This is a genomic window from Pseudoalteromonas lipolytica, from assembly GCF_900116435.1.
Taxonomy (GTDB): Bacteria; Pseudomonadota; Gammaproteobacteria; order Enterobacterales; family Alteromonadaceae; genus Pseudoalteromonas; species Pseudoalteromonas lipolytica.
In genome coordinates this window covers 235297-261930 of sequence record NZ_FPAZ01000005.1, presented here as the reverse complement: position 1 = coordinate 261930, position 26634 = coordinate 235297, and the positions used below count along the sequence as shown (strand labels likewise).

The window sequence follows — 26634 nt, the reverse complement described above, 5'->3', positions numbered from 1 at the left end:
CTAACGAGTAATTCAAAAAGCACCAAAAAAACTCAGTAAAAATGAATGGTTTTCCGCTTAAATATGCTTTTTTACACCTTAAAAGTCATACCTTAATGTTACAGCAAGGTGATCTTCGTCAGCTTTATTATCGAGAGAAAACTGCGTATACCACATATACATACGTGCTTGTTTCGAAAGGCTTCTCTCAACGCCGACCGATGTTCCGGTGCCAGAGTCTTTTAATTTACCAAAGTCTCCTTCTGAGTCTTGATATTGAGCAAGTAACTTATACTTATCAATTTTATAAGAGGCACTAAGCAAAAAACCACCTTCAGTATCTGAGCCTGATACTTTTTCACTTTGTTGATACATGCCCCCAACCACAAGATCACCTATTTTGCTTTGTGCAGTAAACCGCGTGATGTCGTAACCCGCAACCTGACTGTCATGTGCAACACTTACAAAATAAGGTGTGTTTTTAAGTTTGCTATCACCGTATATAAAGGCAGCAGAGATGCCTGTTTCATCATCTTGCTTTGAATTGTCTTCAGCAATATACGTCACAACAAATTGTAAGTTTCCGACTATTGGTGAGCTGTAATGTACGACATCACCTAAACGATTTTCACCATTAAACAACGCTTTAACGTCCCCATTAAAGTCATTCATTTGGTCAATCTTGCCTTGTGATATTTTAAGGGCAGTATCATGACGGCCTAAAACAATTTGACCATAACTGCCTTGTAAACCGACATACTGATTACGCGCAGAGATATTTTCTTCGGTTTTACCATCGCTATCTTGATCTGCTGCATTTACAGCAAACTCAAACTTATAAACCGCTTTCAGACCCTCACTTATTTCACCGCTGCCTTTAATTCCAATCCGCGAGCTGTAGCTTTCAACTGATGTTTTACTTCCTTCATTGGTGTCACTATTGGCAACCCCTAAATGCGCCCGACCATATATATCAACGGCTTCAGCAACACTATTAAAAGAAAGTAGGCACATTGCAAAGCTCGAAAACATAATGGCGGTTTTTTTCATGGTAGCGATCCTTAATGTAAGCAATAACTTAAAAATCGAACATAAAGCCATATTGGTCAAGTTCTAAACAGTATATTTAAGATAAACATTTCAGATCACTGATCTACTAACTTCAGCAAGTCAGGATCAGATTTTTACCAAGCCGATCTATTTCGGATCATGATCTTACTAAGTTAGTCTACTAACTCTTTGATTTAATGCTCAACACGTTACCCGCTTGTTTAAAAGTTAAACAAAAATAGGCAATGATCATCCTAAAACTAGTAAAATAATGATCCGTGCTATTTATGGTTAGTAAAACAATGATCTTAAAATAAACAGTAAGTAAAACACTGATCCGTTAAGATCGAGGCAATAAAAAACCGGCCATTAAAGCCGGTTTTTTATATTAATATCAATTACTTGATTTTAGGATCAAGTTCACCTGATAAGTATTTCAGGTGCATATCATCTAATGAGATAGGTTTGATCTTACCTGCTTGACCTGCTGTGCCAAATGCTTCGTAGCGAGCAACACAAATTTCTGTCATCGCTTTCGTTGCTTCAGCTAAATATTTACGCGGATCGAAATTCGCAGGGTTTAGTGCAAGATGACGACGAATGGCACCTGTTGATGCTAAACGTAAATCGGTATCGATATTCACCTTACGCACGCCATACTTGATACCTTCGATGATCTGCTCAACTGGCACACCATAAGTTTCAGGGATCTCACCACCGTATTGGTTAATTACTTCTAACCATTCTTGCGGCACTGAAGACGAACCATGCATAACTAAGTGCGTGTTAGGAATACGCGCGTGAATTTCTTTGATGCGATCAATCGCTAAAATATCGTCTGTTGGTGGACGCGTGAACTTGTATGCACCATGTGATGTACCACACGCAATTGCCAGTGCATCAACGTGAGTTTTACGAACGAAGTCAGCCGCTTCTTCAGGATCTGTTAGCATTTGATCTGTTGTAAGCTTGCCTTCTGCGCCTACGCCATCTTCTTCACCCGCTTCACCAGTTTCAAGAGAACCGAGTACACCTAGCTCGCCTTCAACTGATACGCCACACGCGTGCGCCATTTCAACTGTTTGACGAGTAACTTCTACGTTGTACTCATAGCTTGAAGGTGTTTTACCATCAGACATCAATGAACCATCCATCATGACTGATGAAAAGCCTAATTGAATAGAACGTTGACACACACCAGGTGACGTACCGTGGTCTTGGTGCATAACGACAGGGATATGTGGCCATTCTTCAACAGCTGCTAAAATCATATGACGAATAAAAGGGGCACCAGCATATGCACGTGCGCCAGCTGAGCCTTGTACGATCACTGGGCTGTTAGTTTTGTCAGCTGCTTCCATAATTGCACGCATTTGCTCTTGGTTATTAACGTTAAACGCTGGTACGCCATAACCATGTTCAGCTGCATGATCAAGAAGTTGTCGCATACTGATTAAAGCCATTTGGTATTCTCCAAATTGTATCGACAGTAGTTTCCTACCATCTAGTTTGAACGGATAAATTATTTTTTGATGCATCACTGCATCACGAGAAGCCATCGCTTACCGCAAAAACTGTCTATAAAATAAGGGTGAGAGGTATTTTATAAACAGCCAAACCAGCGTAATTAAATAACCACGCTGGTGTTCGTACTAATTACTTAGCACGCTCTTCTAGCATAGCAACTGCTGGTAATTTTTTCCCTTCTAAAAATTCAAGGAAAGCACCACCACCTGTTGAAATGTAAGACACTTTATCGGCAATGCCGTATTTATCAATCGCAGCAAGCGTATCACCGCCGCCCGCAATTGAGAATGCGCTTGAATTTGCGATAGCTTCAGCAATCGCACGCGTGCCATTACCAAATTGGTCAAATTCAAATACGCCAACTGGACCATTCCACACAACCGTGCCTGCTTTTGCAATAATATCTGCAAGCTGTTTCGCTGTATCTGGGCCAATATCGAAAATCATATCTTCATCGGTTACTTCATTCACATCTTTCAATGTCGCAACAGCCGATTCTGAGAACTCATTACCAACAACAACATCAGTTGGCACTGGAATTTCACCATTATTTGCTTTTGCAGCGGCACTTAATTTATTTGCTTCGTCAATTAAGTCAGCTTCAAATAAAGACTTGCCTACAGGGTGACCAGCTGCTGCGATGAAAGTATTTGCAATACCTCCACCCGTAACAAGTTGATCAACCACTGTTGATAGTGAATCAAGTACGGTTAACTTAGTCGACACTTTAGAGCCACCAACGATAGCCACTAAAGGACGCGCAGGGTTATCAAGCGCTTTACCCAAAGCGTCTAGCTCTGCGGCTAAAAGTGGGCCTGCACACGCTACATCGGCAAATAAACCAACACCGTGCGTTGATGCTTGTGCACGGTGAGCCGTACCAAATGCATCCATCACGTAAACATCACATAATGCAGCTAGCTTTTTAGATAATGCTTCATCATTTTTCTTTTCACCTACGTTAAAACGTACGTTTTCAAAAACAACCACTTCATTATCTGCCACGTCAACGCCATCAAGGTAATCTTTTTCAAGACGAACCGTTTGCTCAAGCGCATCATTTAAATAATTAACGACAGGGGCGAGTGAAAACGCTTCATCATATTCCCCTTCCGTAGGGCGGCCAAGGTGTGACATCACCATTACTTTTGCGCCTTTTTCTAACGCTAATTTAATGGTAGGTAATGCTGCACGAATACGTGCATCAGAGGTCACTTTACCTTCTTTTACAGGCACATTTAAATCTTCACGAATTAACACGCGTTTGCCGTTTAAATCTAAATCTGCCATTTTAATGACCGACATGGACTTCTCCTTTGTTAACGATACTAAATTATAGTTATAAGTTATTGGCTTACAGCCATCATCGCACGCGCTGTATCGAGCATACGATTCGCAAATCCCCACTCATTATCGCACCACACTAACAACTTTATCAGTCGTTTATGACTAACACGTGTCTGAGTGCCATCTATGATACAAGAATGTGAGTCATGATTAAAATCTACCGACACCAGCGGCTCTTCAGTGTAACTTAAAATCCCTTCAAGGCGATCTTTTGCTGCTAACTTAAGTGCTTGATTAACGTCGGCTAAATCAACATCAGTGTTTACCGTGACGCTTAAGTCCATCGCGGTGACGTTAATCGTCGGTACACGCACGGCAATGGCTTCAAAGCGGCCATGAAACTTAGGTAAAATACGTTCGATACCACGGGCAAGTTTTGTATCCACAGGAATAATAGACTGGCTTGCCGCACGGGTACGACGTAAATCGTGATGATAAGCGTCGATCACTTGTTGATCATGCATCGAGGCATGAATTGTCGTGATTGCCCCAGATTCAATAGAAAATGCATCATCTAATACTTTAATCACAGGCACAATACAGTTAGTTGTACATGAGCCATTAGAAACAATTGTATGCGCTGCTTTTAATTCATCGTCGTTGATACCATACACAATGGTTGCATCAACGTCGGCATCTGCAGGTTGCGAAAAAAGTACTTTTTTAGCCCCTGCATTTAAATGTAACTTAGCATGTTCACGCGAGTGATAAACACCCGTGCATTCAAGTACAACATCGACATCAAGGGTTTGCCAGGGCAATTCTGCCGGATTCTCTTCGGCAAATAGCGCAATAGAGTCACCTGCGACTGTTAGCGTATCTTCACCTAAATTAACAGGAAACGAAAAACGACCGTGGGATGTATCGTACTTAAGGAGATGGGCAATGCCCTTAGGGTCAGCTAATTCGTTAATAGCGACAATTTTGATTTGATCTTCAAGCCCTGATTCATAAAGGGCTCGGACAATATTACGCCCAATACGACCAAAACCATTGATTGCAAGTTTGATTGCCATGAAGAAGAAAATCCACTCTATTTGCTTGCAGATAAAGACAGCTGCCTTTTAGATGACGGTATTGTAATCGACCTTACACTTTTTTATAAGAGGGCAAGCTAAAATAAAGTGGTTTTAGGTGTTTTAGATGACGCTGGTTTTGGTAATCGACCTTACACTTTTTTATAAAAGGGCAAGATAAAATAAAGTGGTTTTAGATGTTTTAGATGACCCTGGTTTTGGTAATCGACCTTACTCTTTTTTATAAGAGGGAGCACTTAAATAAAGTGGTGTAAAGTCGTGGTGGCGATAATTGAAAAATACCGTCTTCAGCAGTCCCTAGTCTTATTCAGCTTTAATTGTTATATCCATCGACGAACTGCTTTTTTATATTCACTATATTCATGCCCAAACTTTTGCTGCATGTACCTCTCCTCTGGCACTATTTGAAATCGATTCATGTAAAGGACAAACACCACAGGCAGCATAATATTTACGATATTTCCCAAATAAATACCCCACCCGATTAATATAAGTAAAAAACCGACATACATCGGGTTTCGACTAACTTTATAGACTCCATGAGTGACAAGGCTTGCCGACTCCTCAGGCAATCTCGGATCGACCGTCGTGCCAGCAGAGTGAAACTCATAAACACCCAATAAAGAGAAAGCGACCCCAATTAACGCGGTGATCACTGCCACAGGTAACAAAACGGCAAGCGTCATACTAAAAGGTGCCAACACGTCAGCTAACACCCACATTATGGCAGCGAATATCACGACTTGAATAATTGGCGGCACTGTTAATTCTAATTTATTCATACCAATTCCGTTTGTTGTCTAACTTTGCGATGAGCATAACACATTACAGCAACTCCCCCACTTTTAAGGCTTTACCCCGACTGATTTGATGACACTGCGCTAAAAAAAGCTCGGCGGTGGCCATGGCATCGGTTAAAGCATGGTGAGAGCTGTAATGAGGTAAGCCATAGCGTTTACGGCACTCGCTTAATGTTAGGTCATCGTGGCCTATTTCATGGCCTTGCTGATGGAGACGCTTTTTTTCAATAACGAACGTATCAAGAATTAACCGCGCTTTAGCTTCTAAGCCTAGTTTACGGCACGCTTGTTTTAAAAACCCCCAATCAAGCGTCGCGTTATGAAAAACTAAAATACAGTCATCAACGTGTTGGTGAAGCTTAGCAAGAATTGCTTCAAGGCTTTCACCGCTATCGATATCTTGCTTGGCAATGCCGTGATAAATAGGGCTTTGCTCTAGGCTCTGTACGTCTTTATTAATTATGTGCTGTGCCCCACTCATTTTAATGCACTGGTCTTCTATCATCACCCATGCCACCGAGACAATTTCATGTTGGCGGGGATCAAGCCCCGTTAGTTCCATATCTATCACAACGTAACGTTCTTTATAGGCATCAGCTGCCAATAATTGTTTGCGAGCCATATAACGACTGAGCCAACGTTTAACCATCAGTTATCCTCATAAGCTGCCACGCGCAAACTTAAAAGCGGCGGCTTGCTGAGCTTGTTTAACTAAATAAAAGGCTTCTTTTAATTGATGACGTTCTAAAGAATTTAAGGTATTGGGGTTAATACAATTGCTCGGTAAGCCTTCTTCATTTATTTGTGTGCGTAAGCGCAGTTGCGTTAAGAAACGCCAACAATCTTTTAAGTTATAAACATCGTCTTTATTAAGTAAAGAATACTTCAGCAGTGCATCCAAACGCTCTTGGGTATTCGCCCGCTGAATACCCGCTTTGAGTGAATACAAACGCACTATATCGTTAATAATCACCACGCCGCGTTTTTTTAAATCAAGGTACTTGTGCTGTTTCGCATCTTTTTCTAATTTAAATTGGTTAAATAACCCAATGGGCACATGAGTATTTTTAATATCACTCGCCATAGCAGCATAAAATAAATCATTTTTAGAGATACGTTTTAATTGCTCATAAAAACGCGTGTACAGCGACGTTGAGCCCTCAATAAAGCGTAAATCAAAGTAGATTTTACAATTTAACATGGCTTCTGGAGTCGGCGATGTGATCCATTTATAAAAGCGTTCACACCACTCACGGATGCCCATTCGACACTGTGCATTACTGGCCATAATGTTACCTGGACAACGTTTAATACCGCATTCAACCAACTGCTCACACACAAACTCTCCCATGCGTTTAAAGTAGTCTTGCTGCTCTGTTGTTAAATCATCAGGTAAAAGTAAACCATTATCTTGGTCAGAATGCAGGGTTTGCTCTTCACGGGCTTGTGAGCCAAAACAAATAAAACTAAAGTGACTAGGGGCAGCGCCGTTATCTTCTTGAAATAAATGAATTAAACGCGAAGTTAACGCATCTGTTAAACCACTTAATAACTTACCGATAAGCGATATATCATCAATGTTATTCGAAAAGCCTTTTAATAAGCTGGGGATCTCTTGCGAATAGCGCTTTAAATCAATCACTGAGTGGGCTTTATATATGCGCCCAATTAATTGCACTGGGTCGCTTTTTTGCTGACGCAGTAAATCAGTACTGGTCAACATGCCTAAGGGCTTATGATATTCATCGAGCACAGGTAAATGATGAATATTGTGTTTGAGCATTAAGTGCAGCGCTGAGAACACCCGATTATTCTCAAAAATAAACTTTGGCTTACAAGTCATAATCGTGCTCACAGACTCGTGTGGGTCAACCTCATCAGCAAGCACGCGATTACGAAGATCTCGGTCTGTTACCACCCCTACTAAGCGCTCGTTCTCAGTCAACATTATTGATGAAACACCCTGCTGCTTCATTTTTTTGGCTGTTTGGCGAATACTCGCATCAGGCGAAAGAGTTACCGCTTTGCGGTTCATTAACTCTGCTATTTTCTTCTCAGACCAACTGTCGTTTTGACTCTTATAATGCGATGACAACAAACGATTCTTATGAGCACGGACAAAGTATTGCTCAAACACTTTGTACTCGCGGCGTAAATAATCAAAAGACGCTTGGTCCAGCATATAAACAATGCCTTCTTTTTGCACCGAGAGACTATTTTGAATAGCCTCCCCCGTTAGCAAAGAGGGAAAGCCAAAATAATCCCCTGCAGAGAGCTTCGTGATCACATCCCCTTTTGCATCGACTAAGTCATAATCTCCTGAGCGAATTAGAAATAATCTCGGATTGTCAGAGCATAACCATTTATTTTGGTTTTCTCGTGTGAGGTAAATAATATCGAGGTGATTAACAAAATACTCGCTTGCCGCCGAATCGAGCTGATTAAACGGGGTTTGATTAATTACAAATTGGGCGACTTCCTGTTGCTCTGCATTCATAGCTATTCTCGAAATTAAGTGTGGCTAATAACTACACTACCCCTGTTTTAAAAAAATAAAAAGCCCGACTTAAGTCGGGCTTTGGGTTTATCAAAAGTGTGTTCTTTTAATACCGGTTTGTTAGTGCGCGTGCGCTGCACTTGACCCTTTAGGGTTACGAATGCCTTCCACCATTTCTTGAATTTCAACAGGTGTTTCAGCTGTTAGTTTAAGTACGATACCTGCTACTGCAAAGTTAATAATCATACCCACTAAACCAATCCCCTCAGGTGAAATACCAAATAACCAGTTAGCTGGGCCATTTAATTCAGGGCTAACAAACTTGAAGTAAATAATGTACGCCGCGGTGAATGTAATACCTGTAACCATACCTGCGATCGCACCTTCTTTGTTCATCTTCTTAGAGAAGATACCCATGATAATCGCCGGGAAGAAACTTGCAGCCGCTAAACCGAATGCAAATGCCACCACCGACGCCACGAATCCAGGCGGGTTAATACCAAAGTACGCTGAGATAACAATGGCGACCATCGCAGCAAGTCGCGCTGCAAGTAGTTCTTGCTTATCACTAATATCTGGTTTCAAGGTACGTTTTAACAAGTCATGCGATACCGAGGTCGAAATAACCAATAACAAACCCGCGGTGGTTGACAGTGCTGCCGCAATACCACCTGCTGCAACAAGGGCTACTACCCATGCTGGTAAGTCGGCAATCTCTGGGTTAGCAAGTACCATGATGTCGCGGTCAACATTCACTTCGTTGGCGCTATTTGGATCATCAATCTTGCCAGCTGAGTAGAACATTTTGCCATCACCGTTTTTATCGTTGAAAGTGATTAGGCCTGTTCTTTCCCAATTTTTAACCCATGCAGGTGCTTCAGCATACTCTGTACCGTTACCATCTTTACCGTTAATAGTATCAATCATGTTTACACGTGCAAACGACGCAACAGCAGGTGCAGTTGTATAAACGATAGCAATAAATACTAATGTCCATGCCGCAGAGATACGCGTGTCTTTAACACGTGGAACCGTGAAGAAACGTACGATAACATGAGGTAGACCCGCAGTACCCACCATAAGCGCACCCGTGATTGCGAATACATCGATCATACTCTTAGAGCCTTCGGTGTACTGCGCAAAACCGAGTTCGGTACTCAGTCCATCTAATTTATCAAGCACGTACTGGCCAGAACCATCTGCAAGCGTGGCACCAAAACCAGTTTGTGGGAAAAAGTGACCTGTCATCATCATTGAAATGAAGATTGCTGGAACAAGGTAAGCAAATACCAGTACGCAGTACTGCGCAACTTGCGTGTAAGTAATGCCCTTCATGCCGCCAAGAACAGCATAGAAGAATACAATCACCATACCAATGTAAACACCGGTCTCAATATCCACTTCTAAGAAGCGAGAGAATACAACACCAACACCCCGCATTTGACCCGCGATGTACGTGAAACAGATAAAGATTGCACATAAAATTGCAACCACACGTGCTGTTTGTGAGTAATAACGGTCACCAATGAAATCAGGGACAGTGAACTTACCAAACTTACGTAAGTAAGGTGCTAAACACAGCGCCAGTAATACGTAACCACCCGTCCAGCCCATGAGGTAAACACCCCCATCGTAACCCGCAAACGAGATAATACCCGCCATTGAGATAAACGATGCTGCACTCATCCAGTCAGCTGCTGTTGCCATACCATTTGCAAGAGGAGGAACGCCACCACCTGCAACATAGAATTCATTAGTAGACCCTGCACGAGCCCAAATTGCGATGCCGATATAAAGCGCGAAGCTTAAACCGACGATAATAAACGTGAGTGTTTGAACATCCATTGCTTAGCTCCTATTCGTCTACGCCATATTTTTTATCTAACGTATTCATTTTGAAAACGTACACAAAAATCAAAGCTACAAAGGTGTAAATTGCGCCTTGCTGGGAGAACCAGAAGCCGAGTTTAAACCCAAAAAAACGTACTTCATTCAGTACATCTACCAATAAAATGCCAAAACCAAATGAAACGATAAACCACACTGCTAACAGTTTAAATAGCAGCGAAATGTTTTCCGCCCAGTAAGCTTTTGCTTGTTCTTCATCTTTAAAAGCCATTTTTATCCCCTTATGCATCACTTAAAAGTAATGAGTGGTATTAGTTGTCATTAACTAAGTTAGCAACGGTTCGGCATTATGGAATTGAGACCATAGTCGTAACAGTCAGTTTACGTTTACGTAAACTGTAAAGCACCTTTTGTTAATCAATAGTAAAAAACCATATTTAACAATAAGTTAACCTACAAATATAAATGAGAGAAATAACCAAAATAGTAAAAACGAATGATCTGCGACATTAGTCTAATAAAAAGGCCAAAATAAAATTAAGCATTAAATATCATGAACTTGTAAAAATTGATTTTTAACAAATCAAAATCAACACATCGAAATCAGCTTTAATTCTGGTAAGGTAGTGGTATTACAATAATGACTGAATTTGAACATGACTGCTGCGCTTATTTTTGTTGCTCTTGCCTACATTGGTGTATTGTTTTGGTTAGCAAACTGGGGGGATAAAACCACGCCTCTGGCTAAACGCATTAGCCATCACCCTTTTGTTTATTCGTTTTCATTAGGGATTTACTGTACATCGTGGACTTACTATGGCTCAGTCGGTACTGCCGCCACCAGCAGTTGGAATTACCTTCCTATTTTAATTGGTCCTGCGCTGTTATTTTTCTTTGGCCAAGGCTTTTTACGAAAACTGGTACTTGTTAGTAAAAAACAAAATATTACGACCATTGCCGATTTTATTTCTGCCCGGTATGGAAAAAGACAAACAACAGCAATCATGGTCACAGTTATTGCACTGTTGGCGACCATTCCTTATATCGCGCTGCAATTAAAAGCCCTTAGTAGTAGCTTTTTATTATTACAAAACGACAACCGTATCTCAGGGTCAATGTTAGCGCTGTCAGCAACACTAATTATGGCCATGTTTGCAATATTTTTTGGGACCCGTAAGGTCGATGTTACTGAATATCGCTCTGGGTTAATGCTGGCTGTTGCGTTCGAATCGATGGTGAAACTATTAGCTTTAGCTGCAGTGGCTGGGCTTGCCTTATACACGTTATTTAACTTAAACACCGTACAAAGCGAGCAGTTAACTGGGTCACTGTGGCAGCACTGGCATAATTTTGACTTTTTTAGCTTTAATTTTATCGGTCAATCGTTAATGGCCGCGGCGGCAATAATCTGTTTACCAAGACAATTCCATGTAACCGTTGTTGATAACCAAGATAAACGCCATCTTTATACCGCCCGCTGGGCTTTTCCGCTTTATTTATTGCTTACCGCTGCAATGATTTTTCCTATTGCCACAGCAGCAATCCACCCTGGTATCGGCAGTGGTTTTTCACCCGACAGCTTTGTGTTAGCCCTGCCTTTAATGCACGAAAATGCATTTTTAACCACCTTTGTATTTATCGGTGGATTATCGGCAGCCACCGCGATGATTGTCGTCGCGACACTCACACTCAGTACTATGATCTCAAATGATGTGGTGTTGCCATTAATGTTGCGTCGCAAATTTAAACGTAACCTCATCACCAGTAGCTACAAATCACAAATATTACTGGTGAGACGTTTTACTATTGCCGGTATTCTGATCCTGTCTTATTTTTATCAACAATGGTTTGGTCATGGCAAAGCCCTCGCCAGTATGGGCTTAGTTGCATTTTCGCTTGTATCTCAACTACTCCCTGCCATTGTCGGTGGCTTATATTGGCGTAAAGGTCATGCTTACGGGGTATATGCAGGGTTACTTGCAGGCTTTATTTGTTGGGTGTTATTCCTCATGTTACCGATTTTAGATGCCGGTAATAGCCTAAATGCAGAACTACAACAAACCCTTATTACGCGCGGAACACTCATTGCGTTGTTTGCCAATATTGGTTGCTATATTAGTTTCTCGTTAGGGGCTGATGAGCGTTTAATTGATAAAATTCAAGCAGCTGCATTTGTTAACCCCAAAGAACAAGCGGTGTTTGCACGGCGTTTAAATAAAAATGTAAAAGCCACTGTGTACGACTTTAAAGTACTGCTACAGACCTTTTTAGGTATTCAACGCAGTCAGCAAGTACTGGCGCATTTCGCTTTAACGCACAAGCTAGATGATAATAATGCCCACCCTGCCCCTGAATTTATCGCCTATTGCGAACGCGCTTTAACGGGTGTATTGGGCGCGTCATCGGCGCAAGCGCTTATTCATACTGTCGCTTCTGGTAAACGAATGGCCTTTGAAGAAGTGGTAAACTTCTTTGACGAAACAACACAAGCTCTGCAATTTAATCAAAACTTATTATTCACATCACTTGAAAACCTCAGCCATGGTATTTCGGTTGTCGACAAAGAGCTTAATTTAGTGGCGTGGAACAAGCGTTATGCCGAAATGTTTAACTACCCCGAAGGGTTCTTAGAGGTGGGTCAAGCCATTGAAGAAGTGATTCGCTACAACGCCGAACGCGGTGAATGCGGCCCCGGTGAAATAGAACGACACGTAGAAAAACGTGTACAACACCTTAAAAATGGCAGTCCACATCACTTTATTCGTCATCGCCGAAATGGCCAAGTATTTGAAATGATAGGTAACCCATTACCTGATGGCGGCTTTGTGACCAGCTTCTCTGATATTACAGCGCATATCGAAACACAAAATGCCCTTGAAGAAGTGAATATGGATCTTGAAAATCGGATTGAAGCACGCACGCAAGAAATCCGAACAATCAATAGAGATCTACAAGCACAAATAGACAGCCGCGTACAAACTGAGCAAGCACTTACTTTAGCTAAAAAAGAGGCCGAGCAAGCTAACGACAGTAAAACCCGATTTTTAGCACTCGCAAGTCACGACATACTTCAACCGCTAAATGCTGCCCGCCTGTACTTGGCGGCAATTGATGATAAAACGCTTTCAAGTAACAATTTAAATAACTTTGAAAAACTGGGGGCAAGCCTCGATTCAACTGTCCACTTAATGTCGGCACTGCTTGAAATAGCCAAGTTAGAACAAGGCGCAATGACCCCAACACCTCGCCACTTTAGCATTGATGACATTTTAGCCCCGTTGAAAAATGAATACGCCATCATGTCGAGCGAAAAAGGCCTTAAGCTTAAAGTGCGATCAACCGGTGTTATTGTACATAGCGACATCACTTACTTACGTCGTATTGTTCAAAATCTTGTTTCAAATGCTGTTAAATACACTAATAGCGGCCAAGTTTTGATTGCGTGTCGCAAACGAAAACATCATTTAAGAATCGAGGTATGGGATACGGGCCCTGGCATTTCAGAGCTAGAACAAGCGAAAATCTTTAATGACTTTTACCGCATTGAAGCGGGCGATAATAAAGGTGTAGGCCTAGGTCTTGGGGTTGTAAAAAGAATGGTCGACCTTTTATCTTTGCGTCTCGATGTAAGCTCAACACCCGGCAAAGGAAGTCGCTTTAGTATTGAAGTGCCCTACGGAGACAGTCAATTTATACAACAAAAAGAGACACCGAAAAAAGGCGTTGAGAATCGTACAGCCATGAATATTGTGGCTGTTGATGATGACCCCGAAAACCTGCATGCAATGGCAAGTTTATTACAAAAATGGCAAGCAAATTATAAGCTATTTGAAAATGTCGACACCGTACTTGCATATGCCAAAGAACATCGCGCCCCCGACGTGATTCTAATGGATTATCAGCTTGGCCATGATTGCGACGGCATTACCTTAATAAAAACACTTCGAGAGATTTGGCAAAGCCCTGTTCCTGCCATTTTAATTACCGCAGTGCGTGACGAAGCCCTAAAACAGCAAACCAAAGCCGATAATATTCACTACTTGAGCAAACCGGTGAAACCGGCAAAATTAAAAGCGCTGCTTAATCACAGCACTTAAATGACCCTATTATTAAGGCAAAGCAACGGGCTTTGCCTTAAACTTTTGAAATAACCAGCTCAGTGCCACTAAAGATAATCCCAGCCCTAAAAACGAGACGGCTCTTAACAGCCCTGTTAAATTTGCCATATCAATCAAAAATACCTTTAATACCACCAGCGCTAATAAACCAAGCCCTAGCTTTTGCACCGTAGCCAATGACTTTAAATGACCCATCACTACCACTAAAGCACCTATGATCAACCACACTAATGAATAGCTATAAAGCTCAGCATCTGAGGTAGGCTGCGCTAAGTTAATAAACTCACCTTGCCAGTTATGGCGTATTTCTGCATTAATATACAGTGCGGTGAAAGCACCCGCTAAAATATGAAATGGCTTCAGTAAACGGGAATTAATAGACCTAGTTAATTGACCTGCCCATACACATATTAATGCCGGCACTAACCACACAAGTAGTAACCAGTTAAAAACAGGCATTTGACCAATGCGTATCTGTGCAAAGAAAGGATTTAACTCCATGAATAAAGTAGCAGCGAGCAACCCTGCAAGTGTTAGTAATCCTAACCCCGCTAGTTGGTAAAGTTTTACCATTTGCTGCGTATACCGAGCACGCAGTAAATATACACACCCTAATACCCCCCAATTACACGTAAGCAAGATGTGCTCGTACACTGACAGGTTATTAAAATCAGGATAATGCCCAACCAATTGATAACTGGTCTCTGTGGTAACAAATAAAGCAATACAGTGTAAGCCTGCGCCTTCTAACCAAACCCTCAATGGCTGCTGTTGCCAAAACCTTGCAGCCCAATAAAATAACCCAGCACACAAAGGATAGACAACAATACTCCAATGAACGCCAAGCAATACTGCATCACTGTAACTTGGTGTCCAAGGTGCTAAGCTTAAGCGTACCAACAAACACGCTATTAACGCTTTTAATGGCCACATTGGTAAACGCAGTGCATGCTTATTAATATAAAAGCTAATTAATACAACCTGCATAGCTAATGCAAGCGTCAAACTACTTCCTTCAAGCAACATTGTGAGCGCTAAGCTAATGTTGCCATTGCCACCTAACCAAAAACAAAAAACCTGTAAGGGCTGCTTGTTACGCACCGCTAATTTAAATAACAGTGCACTGACCCCCAATAACACCGTACACCAGAGCGGATAAGCATTTGTAAGCGCATTATTTGGCGTAATAACATACAAGCAACCAATAATCACAAAGCTCGACAGCGAAGCTATCAGCGAGAATCCTAACCGCTGTGGATATTTGCGTGCGAACAGCAAACCATAACTAATAAACAGCGCGATAAAAAACAGCCCGACTCCGTAGTTTTGCCTAAACACAAAAAGCTGCTCGGTAAAATCAACGCTATTACGCTGGCTAATTAATAACAGCACAACACAGCCGACTGCAACCGTTAACCAACTATCCCACGCGCTGTTTTTAAGCACTAAAAACAACAGCACACTGACCATTAACAGACTACTAAGTTGCCAAGTGAGTAACGCATTATTGCTAAACATCAAAAAACCAAGCGGCGCTAAAATCGCTATAAGCAATGGATTATCGGGTAGTTGCTTAAGCTGCTTTATGAAACGCTGAGGGCGGTGTTCTATTTGAATAAACTTAAGACCCAAACGCACAATCGCAATCAGTAGCAAGATACTGAACACAGCGTATACGTTAATAAACCACAGAATATTATGTGAAGCGCTTACTGCCACTAACCAATACCAACCAAGGTGTCCAGTCCAGAGCAAATACCAAAGCCACTGACGTTTCACATAATGAGCCACCAAAGAGGCCGAAACACTCACAAAGCCAACATAGGTCAATAAACCAACAAAGTCGTTACTCCCTGTATTCACCCAGACCGGCACACTGTAAGCACCAATAATACCAATAGCCGCAAGCAGAGGACCAAAGCGCAATGCCATCCAACTGGCAGCCAACGACACCAGTGTCAAAATAGCGAAGGCAGGCAAAGGCGCTAATAATGCATAGTGGGTATAAGCCAGTAATGTTAAAGCAAAACAACTGATAAAGCCGCCACTGGCAAGCGCTGCCGGTATATAGTTATTAAAGCCTTCAAACACTATTCCTTTACGATGCAAGTACTCTGCTGCCACAATTAAACTTACCCCAAAAACAGCGCCTAAAGTTAATCGCATCGTTTCTGACAAGAGCCCTGCTTCTAGCGAATAACGGGCTAAAAAGATTCCGCCAAAAGCAAGTGCAATAGCCCCAACCCACGTCAGCCAATTAGTTTTAAACACTGTAATAAGGGACGTGATAAACTCAAACGCAGCGGCTTTCCCTAGGGTAAGCATTGGCTCATGAGACGACCCCTGAGGCTGCCTTGCTGCAGAGAGCATTGGCTCAACGTGCAACGAATCAATCGTTGCTGTTATTGTTGAATGCGAAGCTGTGTTTGTTGATTGTGATGAGGTTCTTGGTACATGCTGTTGAAATTCAGTATCCGTTTGCTGCTTATCGGGCCTTGGCTCAGCAAGCTTCTCTCTCAATAACGCGACTTCTTTTTTTAAAACAGACAGCTGAAATAAAGCAATTATTCCTGCAACAGAACCGCCGAATACCACTAAAACAAGCAATATTAATAACGCAATACCTTCATCCATACCCAATCCTTGTCTCTGCTTTAACAACATAAAAGCGTTCATTGTTTATACAATAAACACTTAGTAAGAGTAAATAAACGACCCCGTTGCATTCAAGCCAATTAAGACTGTTTAGTCACTGTGAGCTCTAGGCTCATTTTATAATCTGAGTCCGTTGTTTCATCGCGTTCAATCACCAAGGTATAATTATTTTCTTCAGTAAAGTTCATATCTATTAGTTGCAAAGTTCACTATCTGTTGGCCAATATCCAAACACCACATAGATACTATAAACTTAGTTCTCAACCACTTTCGTCTAACTCTTCTACACTATTGCTAGTATCTTCACGGTCTCATCATTTAGAGTGCAGTACATACCCACTTTATCAATATATTGCTCTGCTAGTTATCAATAAAGTTAACCACATTAATAGCGTGGCTATAGCCGCTAGGGTTAGGTTTTCTTCAATGGTCATCATACGAGGGTCGTAAGCTTTATAAATAGCGTTATAGCAATCACTGGCTTCATCATATTAAAAACTCAGTTCATACTCACCCAAGTCATAGATATGGCAGGTTGTTACGTCATCAAAGTCTACGCCCGAACGTTCAGTGTCATCAACAAATAAACGTGTGTAAGGGCTGTTATAAGAACCATTGTATAGTTACACATAGCTACTGTCGTCGTTTGAACAAGCAGCCAGTACCGAAAATAAACTTGAGACAACACTTGTTTTAAGTAGAGTGCTTTTGATGGAGTTTTTCCTTATTGTTTGTAATACCCCATTCCGACTCGAACAGTGCAAAAAAAACTCTATGCTTTACAAGTTATTACCTTCAATTACAGTTACTTACGATAAAGTCAAAAAGTGTAGAAAATGATGTAGAAAAGCACTTAATTAATCATAATTATGGACAGAAAATCACATGTATAGTGAAAGCAGCTTATTTTTACACTAAAAGTAAATAATGATTACATTTTAGGCGCTTATGCAATCAAATCAGATAAATTATTAGATAGTCAAATTTGCGCGAAAGGGATCTATTTAAGGACAAGCCACACTTAAAAGTGTGGCTTTACTACTAAATCTAATTATTCCATAACTTTGATTGTTAGCTCAAAATTATTACTCAGCCCTTTTCCATCGATAAAGCTAAATTCAACATCACCTGTTTCAGCAAATTCGCTAAACTCAAAATTCAACTTATTGCTGCCAAGAGTATATTGATGATCGTATTGCATTGTATCATTGACGAAATCAAGTAAACCAACTTGCGCATCACCCTGAGTTAAAGCAACTTTCATTGCAATACTCGATTGAGTGTACTCAAGAACGATATCATCACCTGTTTGAGCAATCGCTTCATAACAAAAACTATTGTATGTCACGGAAACTTTTTCGTTTATATTTACAACACTATATGAATCATCAAACCATGAAGTACAATAACGACCTGGGCGTAGGTTATATAGATTCATATCCATTAGTGATCCATCTGCTATATCATCATAGAGAGCCTTTTGGCTTTCCATAAGCTTACTAGAAACATTTCTAGGATAGATAAATTGTGTATAAAAATGAGAACCATTATTCTCAACGGTATGTTTCACAATCAATTCAAAAGAGACTAATTGGTCATTGAACTTTCTGACTGCTTTGAAATGAGATAAATATTTTCCCGGTGCAAGCGAGAAATTTGTTTCCCCATTTTCATCCGCTTGCAAAGTTAGTGTAGATACTTCACTGAGGGTATTACTTTGTTCATCATATAGATAGTTTTGCACTTCAAAATTTTCTACATACAAACCATTTGGCTTCATACCTTTTTCAACTTGCTGAGGAGCAATTGTGTTGATGAGTGTTCCATTTGTAGTGTAAAGAGTAAATTCTACATGGCCATTAACGACAGTTTCAACGATAGTAACATTGACTGATTTATTTTGTTCATACCATGTATCACCCACTTTCACTTTGTTCAATGTAACAGAGTAATCACCAGCCTGATCAGCTGAAAAAGTCAAAGTTAATTGCTTGTTTGCATCAAATGAAGTTCCACCTGATTTGTTTGCAAGAACGCTGTTTACTTTTACATAACCTGATTGATAACTAACATCAATTGCTGAAATAGCTTCATCAGAAGTGATTTCCATAATGTTGACTTCTGCTGATTTTTCACAATCACTGCAATCAACTGTACTAACTGTAATTTCTGGTTGAGTCGTTGTTGCTCCTCCGCCTGAATTTCCATCACCAGTTGAAGTGTTTGTACTCCCTGATGAATCAGCTCCCCCTCCGCCACAACCAGCAACAACTAAGCTAAATACAAGCAACCAAGCATAATTAAAATTAAGTTTCATCGTTTTACCTTTTACTTATTTAAGTTACTAAACTTTATCGTTAAGTCTAAAATCTGGTAGCGACGAAATTAATTCTCTGAATTCTCAAATGAACTAAATTTATTTTTACTCAAAAATCATGAGAGATGATTACAAAAAACAAATTTTAAGTTACATTTGTTATCAAACAATTAAGTTTTAAACAAAAAGTCTAGTGAAAGTATATGGATATCATGAGCTTGCTAAATAAATGGCAAAACAATTGCAAAGAAAGTGAAAAAAAATTAAAAGCGTTGGTCTACCTCCACCTTAAAGAAGTTTGCCGTTCACATTTAAATAGTTATAAACAACAAATTGATGCTACATATATATTGAATAACTTACCTACGACAACGTGTTTGTTGCATCAATCACTTTTAGAGCTTATCCCTCCTAATTACACTGTAGATCATAAAACTCAATTTAATCGCTATCTTAGTTTGTTTATACGTAATTTATTAGTTGATGAAATACGTAAAGTAACCGCGAGCAAAAGAACGCCTATTGAGTATACCGAAGAAAATTTTAATGAAGCGTCACCTGAACATTATTTAGCGCTGGACAACGCATTAAAGCTACTAGAAAAGCAACACCCTAAAAAGGCGGATATTTTTTCACAGCATTACTTCTTAGGACTCGAAGCTGAGCAGCTAGCGAGTCAACTCAACATTTCAAAATCTACTGTTTACAGAGAACTAGACGCTGCGAAAGCATTTATAAGAGTTAATATATAAAATAATAACAAAGGATTTGCTATGAAATTTCATGATGAATTAAGTGTATTTGATTATTTACTTACCCATTCCTCTACTGATTTAGAGCAAGGATTAAACAACTTAAAAAACGTACCTGAACCACTAAAGCAAAAAGTAGCACAACTCATAACTGCATATCATAAAAATAATTCGCATACTCTTTTCAGTAATATTATTTCCAATCAAGCTCATAGTCTCGACATAGATAAAAATATATTAATGCTAGAAGGCGTAATCATTCAGCACTTCAAGTTAATCCGATTGCTCGGTTCTGGCGGTATGGGGGCAGTTTACTTGGCTGAGCGCTGCGATGGGCAACTAGAACAGCAAGTAGCAATTAAAATCATTGCTCCATCAATCACTCTATTAACGTCAAAAGAGATAGCATTTAAAGAAGCACACTACCTAGCTCGATTAAATCATCCAAATATCGCAAAAATTTATGACGTTGGTACCACTGAAAATGATTTAATTTATTTAATAATGGAATATATCGAAGGGGTACCTCTAGAAAAGTTTTGCTCAGTACGTTCTAACACAGAAATACTCAAGTTATTTATTAAAGTATGTGATGCCGTAAGTTACTCTCATCAAAATCGAATCATTCATGGGGATTTAAAGCCTGATAACATACTCGTTGATAAATTAGGAGAACCTAAGCTCGTTGACTTTGGTGTAGCACATACACTAAGTGAACAAAGCAACACAATTTACTCTGCCTATATCAATGGCCTAAGCAACGAATATGCAAGCCCCGAACAGCTAGCTGGCGAACCTCTGACCACTCAAAGTGATGTCTATAGCCTAGGCAAAGTATTAAAGAGCACATTACATGAACATAACAATAAAGAGCTACATGGCATAATTAATCATACTACCTCGGATAAGAATCAGCGGTATAGAACAGCTGCTCAACTTGCTTCTGACGTAGATAATTTTATAAATGTAAAACCGATTAGCATATACAACGGTAGCCTCTATCGCAGTGAAAAGTTTATCAGGCGTAATCCAATAACTGCAATCATTGCAAGTGGCTTTGTTTTAGCGTCTATTTTATTTACAACTGTACTGTGGAAACAAAATACGCAGCTAAAAAAAGAGCAAGCGACAACTGAATATGTAGCAAACTTTATGGTTGATGTTTTTAAGTCAGCAGACCCTGCAGCTTATGATGGTCATGAAGTAAGTGCTCAAGACTTGTTACTTGGTGCAAAACAACGACTAATTAATGATGCCAATATTCTAACTAATCGACCCAAAGTAATTTTATATTTAGCGCAGTCACTAAGTGGTGTTGGCGAATACTCAGAAGCATTGGAATTGCTTGCGCTTAATCAAGCAGACTTGTATAACAACACCACTAACTTACTGAAATCTCAGATATATATTAAACTATCTAAAATCGAGTCTGCGAGAACAGCTTTAAATTCCGTTGATATAGATTTGCTATCCACTGAAGATCAAACACAGTATTACACAACTCTCGCTAATGCTTACTTTTATAGTGATGAACATGACGCTGCTTTAACAAACTTACAAATAGCTGAAAGCCTTGCAATACAAAATAAGCAGCACAGTGCGATTATTGAAATAAAAAATAAACGCACTGCAGTATTTCAAGAGCAAGGTAAATTAAAAGAACAATTAACAGAAGCAAAACAAACAATAACTTTCGCCAAAAAACATTTTGCCAGTACATCCGCAGAATACCTTCATGCGCTTTTTACACTTCAAAGTGCCTATTCTGCTAACGAAGACTTTGATAGTGCCAACGCTCTTCTTGAAGACATTTATAAAGTGCAAATAACAATCTACCCAAAAGACCATCCAACTTTGGCACTCACTTTGAACGAAATGGGGAATAACTTTTCTCGTCTAGGTGAATATGACAAAGCCATACCTCTCCATACACAAGCCATTAAAATGGTCAGTGAGCGCTACGGGAAAAAACACATAGACTATGCATACGGCTATAGTTACCTGGGCAATGCATATGGGTATCAGCAACGCTTTGACCAAGCTATTGAAGCATACAACGAAGCCCTTGAATCAAATACATTAATGTATGGGGAAGTTCATACAAACACTCTCACCGCAGCACGTAATTTAGGACTTGCCTATTCAGAGAAAGGCGATCAAATTAAAGCTAAAAAAATCCTAACAGAAACCCTAGAAAAAACTTTAACTCTGTATCCAGAAGTTTCTTACAGAACAGCATTAGTGAAAACGGCATTAGCACGCGCTTTGCTAGAATTAGAAGAGTGGCAAGATGCACAGTATCATTTAAAACATGCACTTGAGGGGTTTAGAGAAAGTGTAGGAGAAGATAGTATTCGCTTTATCCGAACAGAAAAGCGACTTGCAATCGCAAACGAAAAACTAGCAATAACCCCTAATAATTCCATGCTTTGAAAATAAAGTCTAAAACTGATAATTAGGATTAGTTAATTCTTGAAAAAAGTAAAGTCAGATACATCAAACATGCAATCTGACCTTACTTGTATTAACTAATCTTAATGGCTAACGTGTTGAGCTTTCTTGAAACACATTCGCATTTTGTACAAAATCTATTGCTTTTTAATGCTCAAATAAGAAGTAATTAAAATCCCTTCTATGGTTCTCGTCAACATTAGTCACTACACTTAAAATAGTTTAGCTAAGTAATTTAGTCTCACATTATCACTAATATAGTGACCCCTGTGATGGGGTCTTACAAACATCAAGCGCGTTTCTAAGTGCAATTAACGGTAGGCACTCTCTCGCAATGCATTGCTATTATTGATAAAGTCTTTAGCCTTATTTAAATCAAATAAAAAGTAATTAAAGTCTTTATGCTCATTTTCAACATCATTGGTCACTATGATGTTAAACGCGTCTGTGACTAATGATAAATACATGGTATTTTCGGTGTTACTCAAGTTAATCACCCCTTCCTCAGTCACTGTATATGCAATCTCAGTTTCTATACTGCTAAAGCTTTCATCTGAGTAAATAGTTATTTTATCATTACCAAATTTAAGGAATGTCATTACCCATTTACCTTTTTGGTCTCTATCCACCATATACACTTTTTTCTCTAGCAGATGGTCAATACCACTCGCAGGGGTATTTTTAGCCACAGCTTCCGCGTAGCCTTTAGCATCAACTTCACTCTCGAAATGTGGCCATACAAAACTATCAAAGGCTGCTATAACGACATTATTTGATTCGGCCAACAATCCATAACGTTTACCATAAAAGAATGAGGTATCATCACGCAAAATCACCTGATTATCTGCAAAAGCCTGATAGCTTCCATCACTAAGCACTCCATCTTGATAATAGTCAAAGGTTTGGTCAGCATTAAATTGAAAATAACCCACTTCTCCCTCACTCGAGTACTCGTAACTTACATAGTAAAGGGGTTTCTCCAAGTAATTATTAAGTGAAATTAAACCTGTTAAATTAACATAAGGAAACTGACCTATCACTTGTAATATTTCTTCAGGTAACTGAATTGGTCGATCATTCTGTTTTATAAGTTTTCGATTATTATGGCCAACTTGCGTAAAACCAGTACCAGGCATATCAGCCCACATCATCTTACGCGTGAAGTAAACAGAGTCATTAACTTGCTCAATCAAACGCCACTCACGGCGGTTATATTCCCAGCAACTAGGACTAATATCAGCATAGTAACAACCCTCTCCTCCTGTATACCGAGACAGTGAAACTTTACCATCTTGCATTGACCAATTACCTCGGGTGACGCCGACTTCATTTGCTGATAACTCAGCATCGTTATTGTAGTCATAGGTGCTTACCGTAATAAGGCGACCATCTGGCCACAACTCAAACCAAAATGCAGACAAAGCATCTGATGTATGCGCATAAACACTAGGCATGGTTTGTATATCAAAGTACTCGTTGCTCTTTATTTTACTGGCAATATTTACAAAGGCCTTGGGAGCATCATCGTTATTAAAAGCCGCAATATGAACGATTCCATCCGCAGATGTTAGTTGTCGGAAAGTAAAACTTTGGTTGTTATAATCGGTTAAAGTAATAACTAAAGACTTTTTGCCACCACTTTCCACTAACTGCCATTGTAAAGGCGTATTCCCTAACTCAACTAAAGAACCGGAACCATCTTCATGTAACATTAATGTGGCTGCATCAAGCGTTGTAGCAACTTCACCATCATTATAAGTTACACTTGGAAATGGCACTGCGAGTGGAGTTGTTGTTAGTACAAAATCAACTTGTTGATTATTTGTGAAAGCATTCGTCAAAAATTCAGATGTATCTTCATAGTCTGGCTTCTCACCGTTGGGGTAACTCACTTTACTAAAATGTTCTTCTTTCAGTATTACGCCATTTTCTGTATCTGTTAATATAGTAATTTCAACCTTATAAACAGATGATTCCATATCTATATATACTTGTTGCCCATCAATGAGTACTTGCTCCGAGCTGCTGAAATTAAAAATACCATCTGGGTTTTCCAAGGTGTACACATTGTTACTTTTTTGCCAAGTAAATGAACCTTGATTGGCGTAAGTAGTATAGTGACCTTGACCATCATTATTAAACTCAATAACTGGGTTGTAATATTCTATTCCTTCGTTTAAATAAAGCGTATTAATTCCAGAAACATTACTATTATCAACCACTTTGCCATCAGCAAGCATCTCTTCTTTTGCTTGTGTAAATACAGGCTCATCTTTTACAGCAGCAATATAATCTGTGATTTTTTGCTCATCTAAAGCAAGCTCTAGCACATTATCAACCCCTGCAGGTAAAGCAAGCGCATCATTCGACGAGGATTTATCCAAAATAACTTTGATTGCAGTAGCAACTTGGATCAACTCGTCAGCGTTTATTTCACTGCCTAAACGCTGCAGATCTTGCTCAGTCATTATTTCTGCCAGGGAGTTTTCTCTGAGCATCAATGCAGCTTTAGCAGTTGTTAAATTAGTAACATTAACTGCAAAGTCATCTGCTTGTGACAACACGCCATCATCACCCGCGCGATTCTTTAAAGTTGCAAAACTCATTAACCTAGATTGCAACAACGCCGCTTGCTGGTCATTATTACCTTGTGCTTCGATCGTAACAACTTGGCTCATATCAATGTCATCGTCCACTTTAATTATTAAGCTATACAGGCCATCTGTCGTTGTTGTCGTGGTAAATTCGTGCTCACCGAGTGTTGCCTTTACACTTGCTTCCATTAACGGAGAATCAGTTGCAATACCATCCACTGTTAGCACCACAAGTTGCTGTTTAATTTCAACATCAACATTTTTCGTCGCGCTTAAGCCTTGTTCATCTTTCACCGTTAACGTTAAAGAAATACTTTGATCTTGAGCAACACTAGGAGCAACAAAGCTTACGGTGTCTGTTTCGGTATTCTCTAAGGAAACAGCAATACCATCACTTTGCGCCCATAAATAAGTGACATCTCCTTCATCTTCTACCGATGCAGTTAAAGTGATAGTCTGTTTCTCAACCCCTTGAGCATTGTCTAAAGTTATAATCGGCGCTTGGTTTACCGGCTCTTGTGGTTGCTCAGTTTGTTCTGATTGTTGTTGATCAATTTTAAAATCATCTGATCCACAACCTGCGAGTAATGCTAACGAAATTGAAGTTGCAAGCAGTGTTTTTAGGTATTTCATTGTTTTTCCTTTTCATAGTTAATGAACTAACACCTAAATTAAATACCGCTTCTATAAATTTTCACGCCACGTAATTAACAAATAATTTTCTCATTTTCGGAAAGAGTTTTTTAATTTTCGCACCTCAATGTTAATTATTAACATGTCTATTGCAAGTAGCATTCACTTGAATATAAAGAAGATAATTTTATTCATTGTAAATTGATCGAATATTAAGGCTAAGTCAAACTGGGATCAGAGTGAAGGAATAAACACGACTCTAACCACACTTTGCTCTGCTCTATGCCTCATTGTGGTAAACAGCTTAAATCGTTTTTACTGTTTTTATGGTGAGAGGATCAGGCGATTAGAGTGTACCGAATAAACACTTCACTGTGGTTAACCTGCTGTAGCAAAGTAGCTATCAATTTATTTGCCACTATTCGAGTTGGCTGAGTAGGTTAGCTCTGCCAAAATGGTCAGTGAGCGCTACGGAAAAAACATATAGACTATGCATACGGCTATAATTACCTGGGCAATGCATATGGTTATCAGCAACGCTTTGACCAAGCTATTGAAGCATAGAACGAAGCCCTTGAATCGAATTACATTAATGTATGGGGAAGTGCATACAAATACTCTCACCGCGGCACGTAATTTAGGACTTGCCTATTCAGAGAAAGGCGATCAAATTAAAGCTAAAAAAATCCTAACAGAGACCCTAGAAAAAACTTTAACTCTGTATCCAGAAGTTTCTTACAGAACAGCATTAGTGAAAACTGCATTAGCACGCGCTTTGCTAGAATTAGAAGAGTGGCGAGATGCACAGTATCATTTAAAACATGCACTTGAGGGGTTTAGAGAAAGCGTAGGAGAAGACAGTATTCGCTTTACCCGAACAGAAAAGCAACTTGCAATCGCAAACGAAAAACTAGCAACAACCCCTGATAATTCCATGCTTTGAAAATAAAGTCTAAAACTTATAATTAGGATTAGTTAATTCTTAAAAAAGTAAGGTCAGATACATCAAACATGCAATCTGACCTTACT

General features: G+C 39.7%; 17 protein-coding genes. 4 read left to right on the top strand and 13 right to left on the bottom strand.

Features of this window, described 5'->3' with window-relative positions:
• Window positions 1-78 precede the first annotated feature (78 nt).
• The 9 genes from BM378_RS07015 to BM378_RS06975 form a co-directional block, all read right to left on the bottom strand.
• Window positions 79-1029 (bottom strand): porin, encoded by a 951-nt coding sequence (locus BM378_RS07015; protein ID WP_074988880.1) that lies wholly within the window; start codon window positions 1027-1029, stop codon window positions 79-81.
• 398 nt (window positions 1030-1427) lie between these two features.
• Window positions 1428-2492: a class II fructose-bisphosphate aldolase gene (fba, locus tag BM378_RS07010; RefSeq protein WP_036970746.1), complete on the bottom strand. Its 1065-nt coding sequence runs from the start codon at window positions 2490-2492 to the stop codon at window positions 1428-1430.
• Between the two features lie 193 nt (window positions 2493-2685).
• On the bottom strand, window positions 2686-3861 hold the full coding sequence (locus tag BM378_RS07005) for a phosphoglycerate kinase (protein ID WP_036970748.1): 1176 nt from the start codon (window positions 3859-3861) through the stop codon (window positions 2686-2688).
• 41 nt (window positions 3862-3902) lie between these two features.
• On the bottom strand, window positions 3903-4919 hold the full coding sequence (epd, locus tag BM378_RS07000) for an erythrose-4-phosphate dehydrogenase (RefSeq protein ID WP_036970750.1): 1017 nt from the start codon (window positions 4917-4919) through the stop codon (window positions 3903-3905).
• A gap of 341 nt (window positions 4920-5260) precedes the next feature.
• Complete coding sequence (locus tag BM378_RS06995; RefSeq protein ID WP_074988879.1) at window positions 5261-5722, bottom strand: methyltransferase family protein; 462 nt, start codon at window positions 5720-5722, stop codon at window positions 5261-5263.
• 43 nt (window positions 5723-5765) lie between these two features.
• Window positions 5766-6389 (bottom strand): 3'-5' exonuclease, encoded by a 624-nt coding sequence (locus BM378_RS06990; RefSeq protein ID WP_036970755.1) that lies wholly within the window; start codon window positions 6387-6389, stop codon window positions 5766-5768.
• Window positions 6390-6398: 9 nt separating this feature from the next.
• Complete coding sequence (locus BM378_RS06985; RefSeq protein WP_074988878.1) at window positions 6399-8237, bottom strand: DUF294 nucleotidyltransferase-like domain-containing protein; 1839 nt, start codon at window positions 8235-8237, stop codon at window positions 6399-6401.
• Window positions 8238-8357: 120 nt separating this feature from the next.
• Entirely contained in the window at window positions 8358-10082 is a 1725-nt protein-coding gene (locus tag BM378_RS06980; RefSeq protein ID WP_036970761.1) for a sodium:solute symporter family protein, read from the bottom strand.
• A 10-nt stretch (window positions 10083-10092) separates the two neighbouring features.
• Window positions 10093-10356, bottom strand: coding sequence for a DUF4212 domain-containing protein (locus tag BM378_RS06975; protein ID WP_036970763.1), 264 nt, complete (start codon window positions 10354-10356; stop codon window positions 10093-10095).
• Window positions 10357-10741: 385 nt separating this feature from the next.
• On the opposite strand from BM378_RS06975, the gene BM378_RS06970 reads away from it, so the two are divergent.
• The gene (locus BM378_RS06970; protein WP_065978042.1) at window positions 10742-14182 is read left to right on the top strand and encodes a PAS domain-containing hybrid sensor histidine kinase/response regulator; all 3441 of its coding nucleotides are present in this window, start codon (window positions 10742-10744) and stop codon (window positions 14180-14182) included.
• Between the two features lie 12 nt (window positions 14183-14194).
• Here the strand turns inward: BM378_RS06970 and BM378_RS06965 are convergent, their stop codons facing one another.
• From BM378_RS06965 to BM378_RS06960, 3 genes are all read right to left on the bottom strand, one after another.
• Entirely contained in the window at window positions 14195-16837 is a 2643-nt protein-coding gene (locus BM378_RS06965) for a DUF2339 domain-containing protein (protein ID WP_074988877.1), read from the bottom strand.
• 101 nt (window positions 16838-16938) lie between these two features.
• Window positions 16939-17061 (bottom strand): hypothetical protein, encoded by a 123-nt coding sequence (locus BM378_RS20625; RefSeq protein ID WP_256213605.1) that lies wholly within the window; start codon window positions 17059-17061, stop codon window positions 16939-16941.
• A gap of 848 nt (window positions 17062-17909) precedes the next feature.
• Window positions 17910-19175, bottom strand: a complete 1266-nt coding sequence (locus tag BM378_RS06960; protein WP_074988876.1) for a hypothetical protein — start codon at window positions 19173-19175, stop codon at window positions 17910-17912.
• A 203-nt stretch (window positions 19176-19378) separates the two neighbouring features.
• Between BM378_RS06960 and BM378_RS06955 the strand changes: the two genes are divergently transcribed.
• Entirely contained in the window at window positions 19379-19927 is a 549-nt protein-coding gene (locus tag BM378_RS06955; protein WP_036970771.1) for an RNA polymerase sigma factor, read from the top strand.
• A 21-nt stretch (window positions 19928-19948) separates the two neighbouring features.
• Window positions 19949-22360, top strand: coding sequence for a serine/threonine-protein kinase (locus tag BM378_RS06950; protein WP_074988875.1), 2412 nt, complete (start codon window positions 19949-19951; stop codon window positions 22358-22360).
• A 329-nt stretch (window positions 22361-22689) separates the two neighbouring features.
• Here BM378_RS06950 and BM378_RS06945 read toward each other — a convergent pair whose 3' ends face one another.
• Window positions 22690-25605: a PKD domain-containing protein gene (locus tag BM378_RS06945; RefSeq protein ID WP_074988874.1), complete on the bottom strand. Its 2916-nt coding sequence runs from the start codon at window positions 25603-25605 to the stop codon at window positions 22690-22692.
• A gap of 574 nt (window positions 25606-26179) precedes the next feature.
• Here BM378_RS06945 and BM378_RS06940 point away from each other — a divergent pair.
• On the top strand, window positions 26180-26548 hold the full coding sequence (locus tag BM378_RS06940) for a tetratricopeptide repeat protein (protein ID WP_177222575.1): 369 nt from the start codon (window positions 26180-26182) through the stop codon (window positions 26546-26548).
• The last annotated feature ends 86 nt before the right edge of the window (window positions 26549-26634 follow it).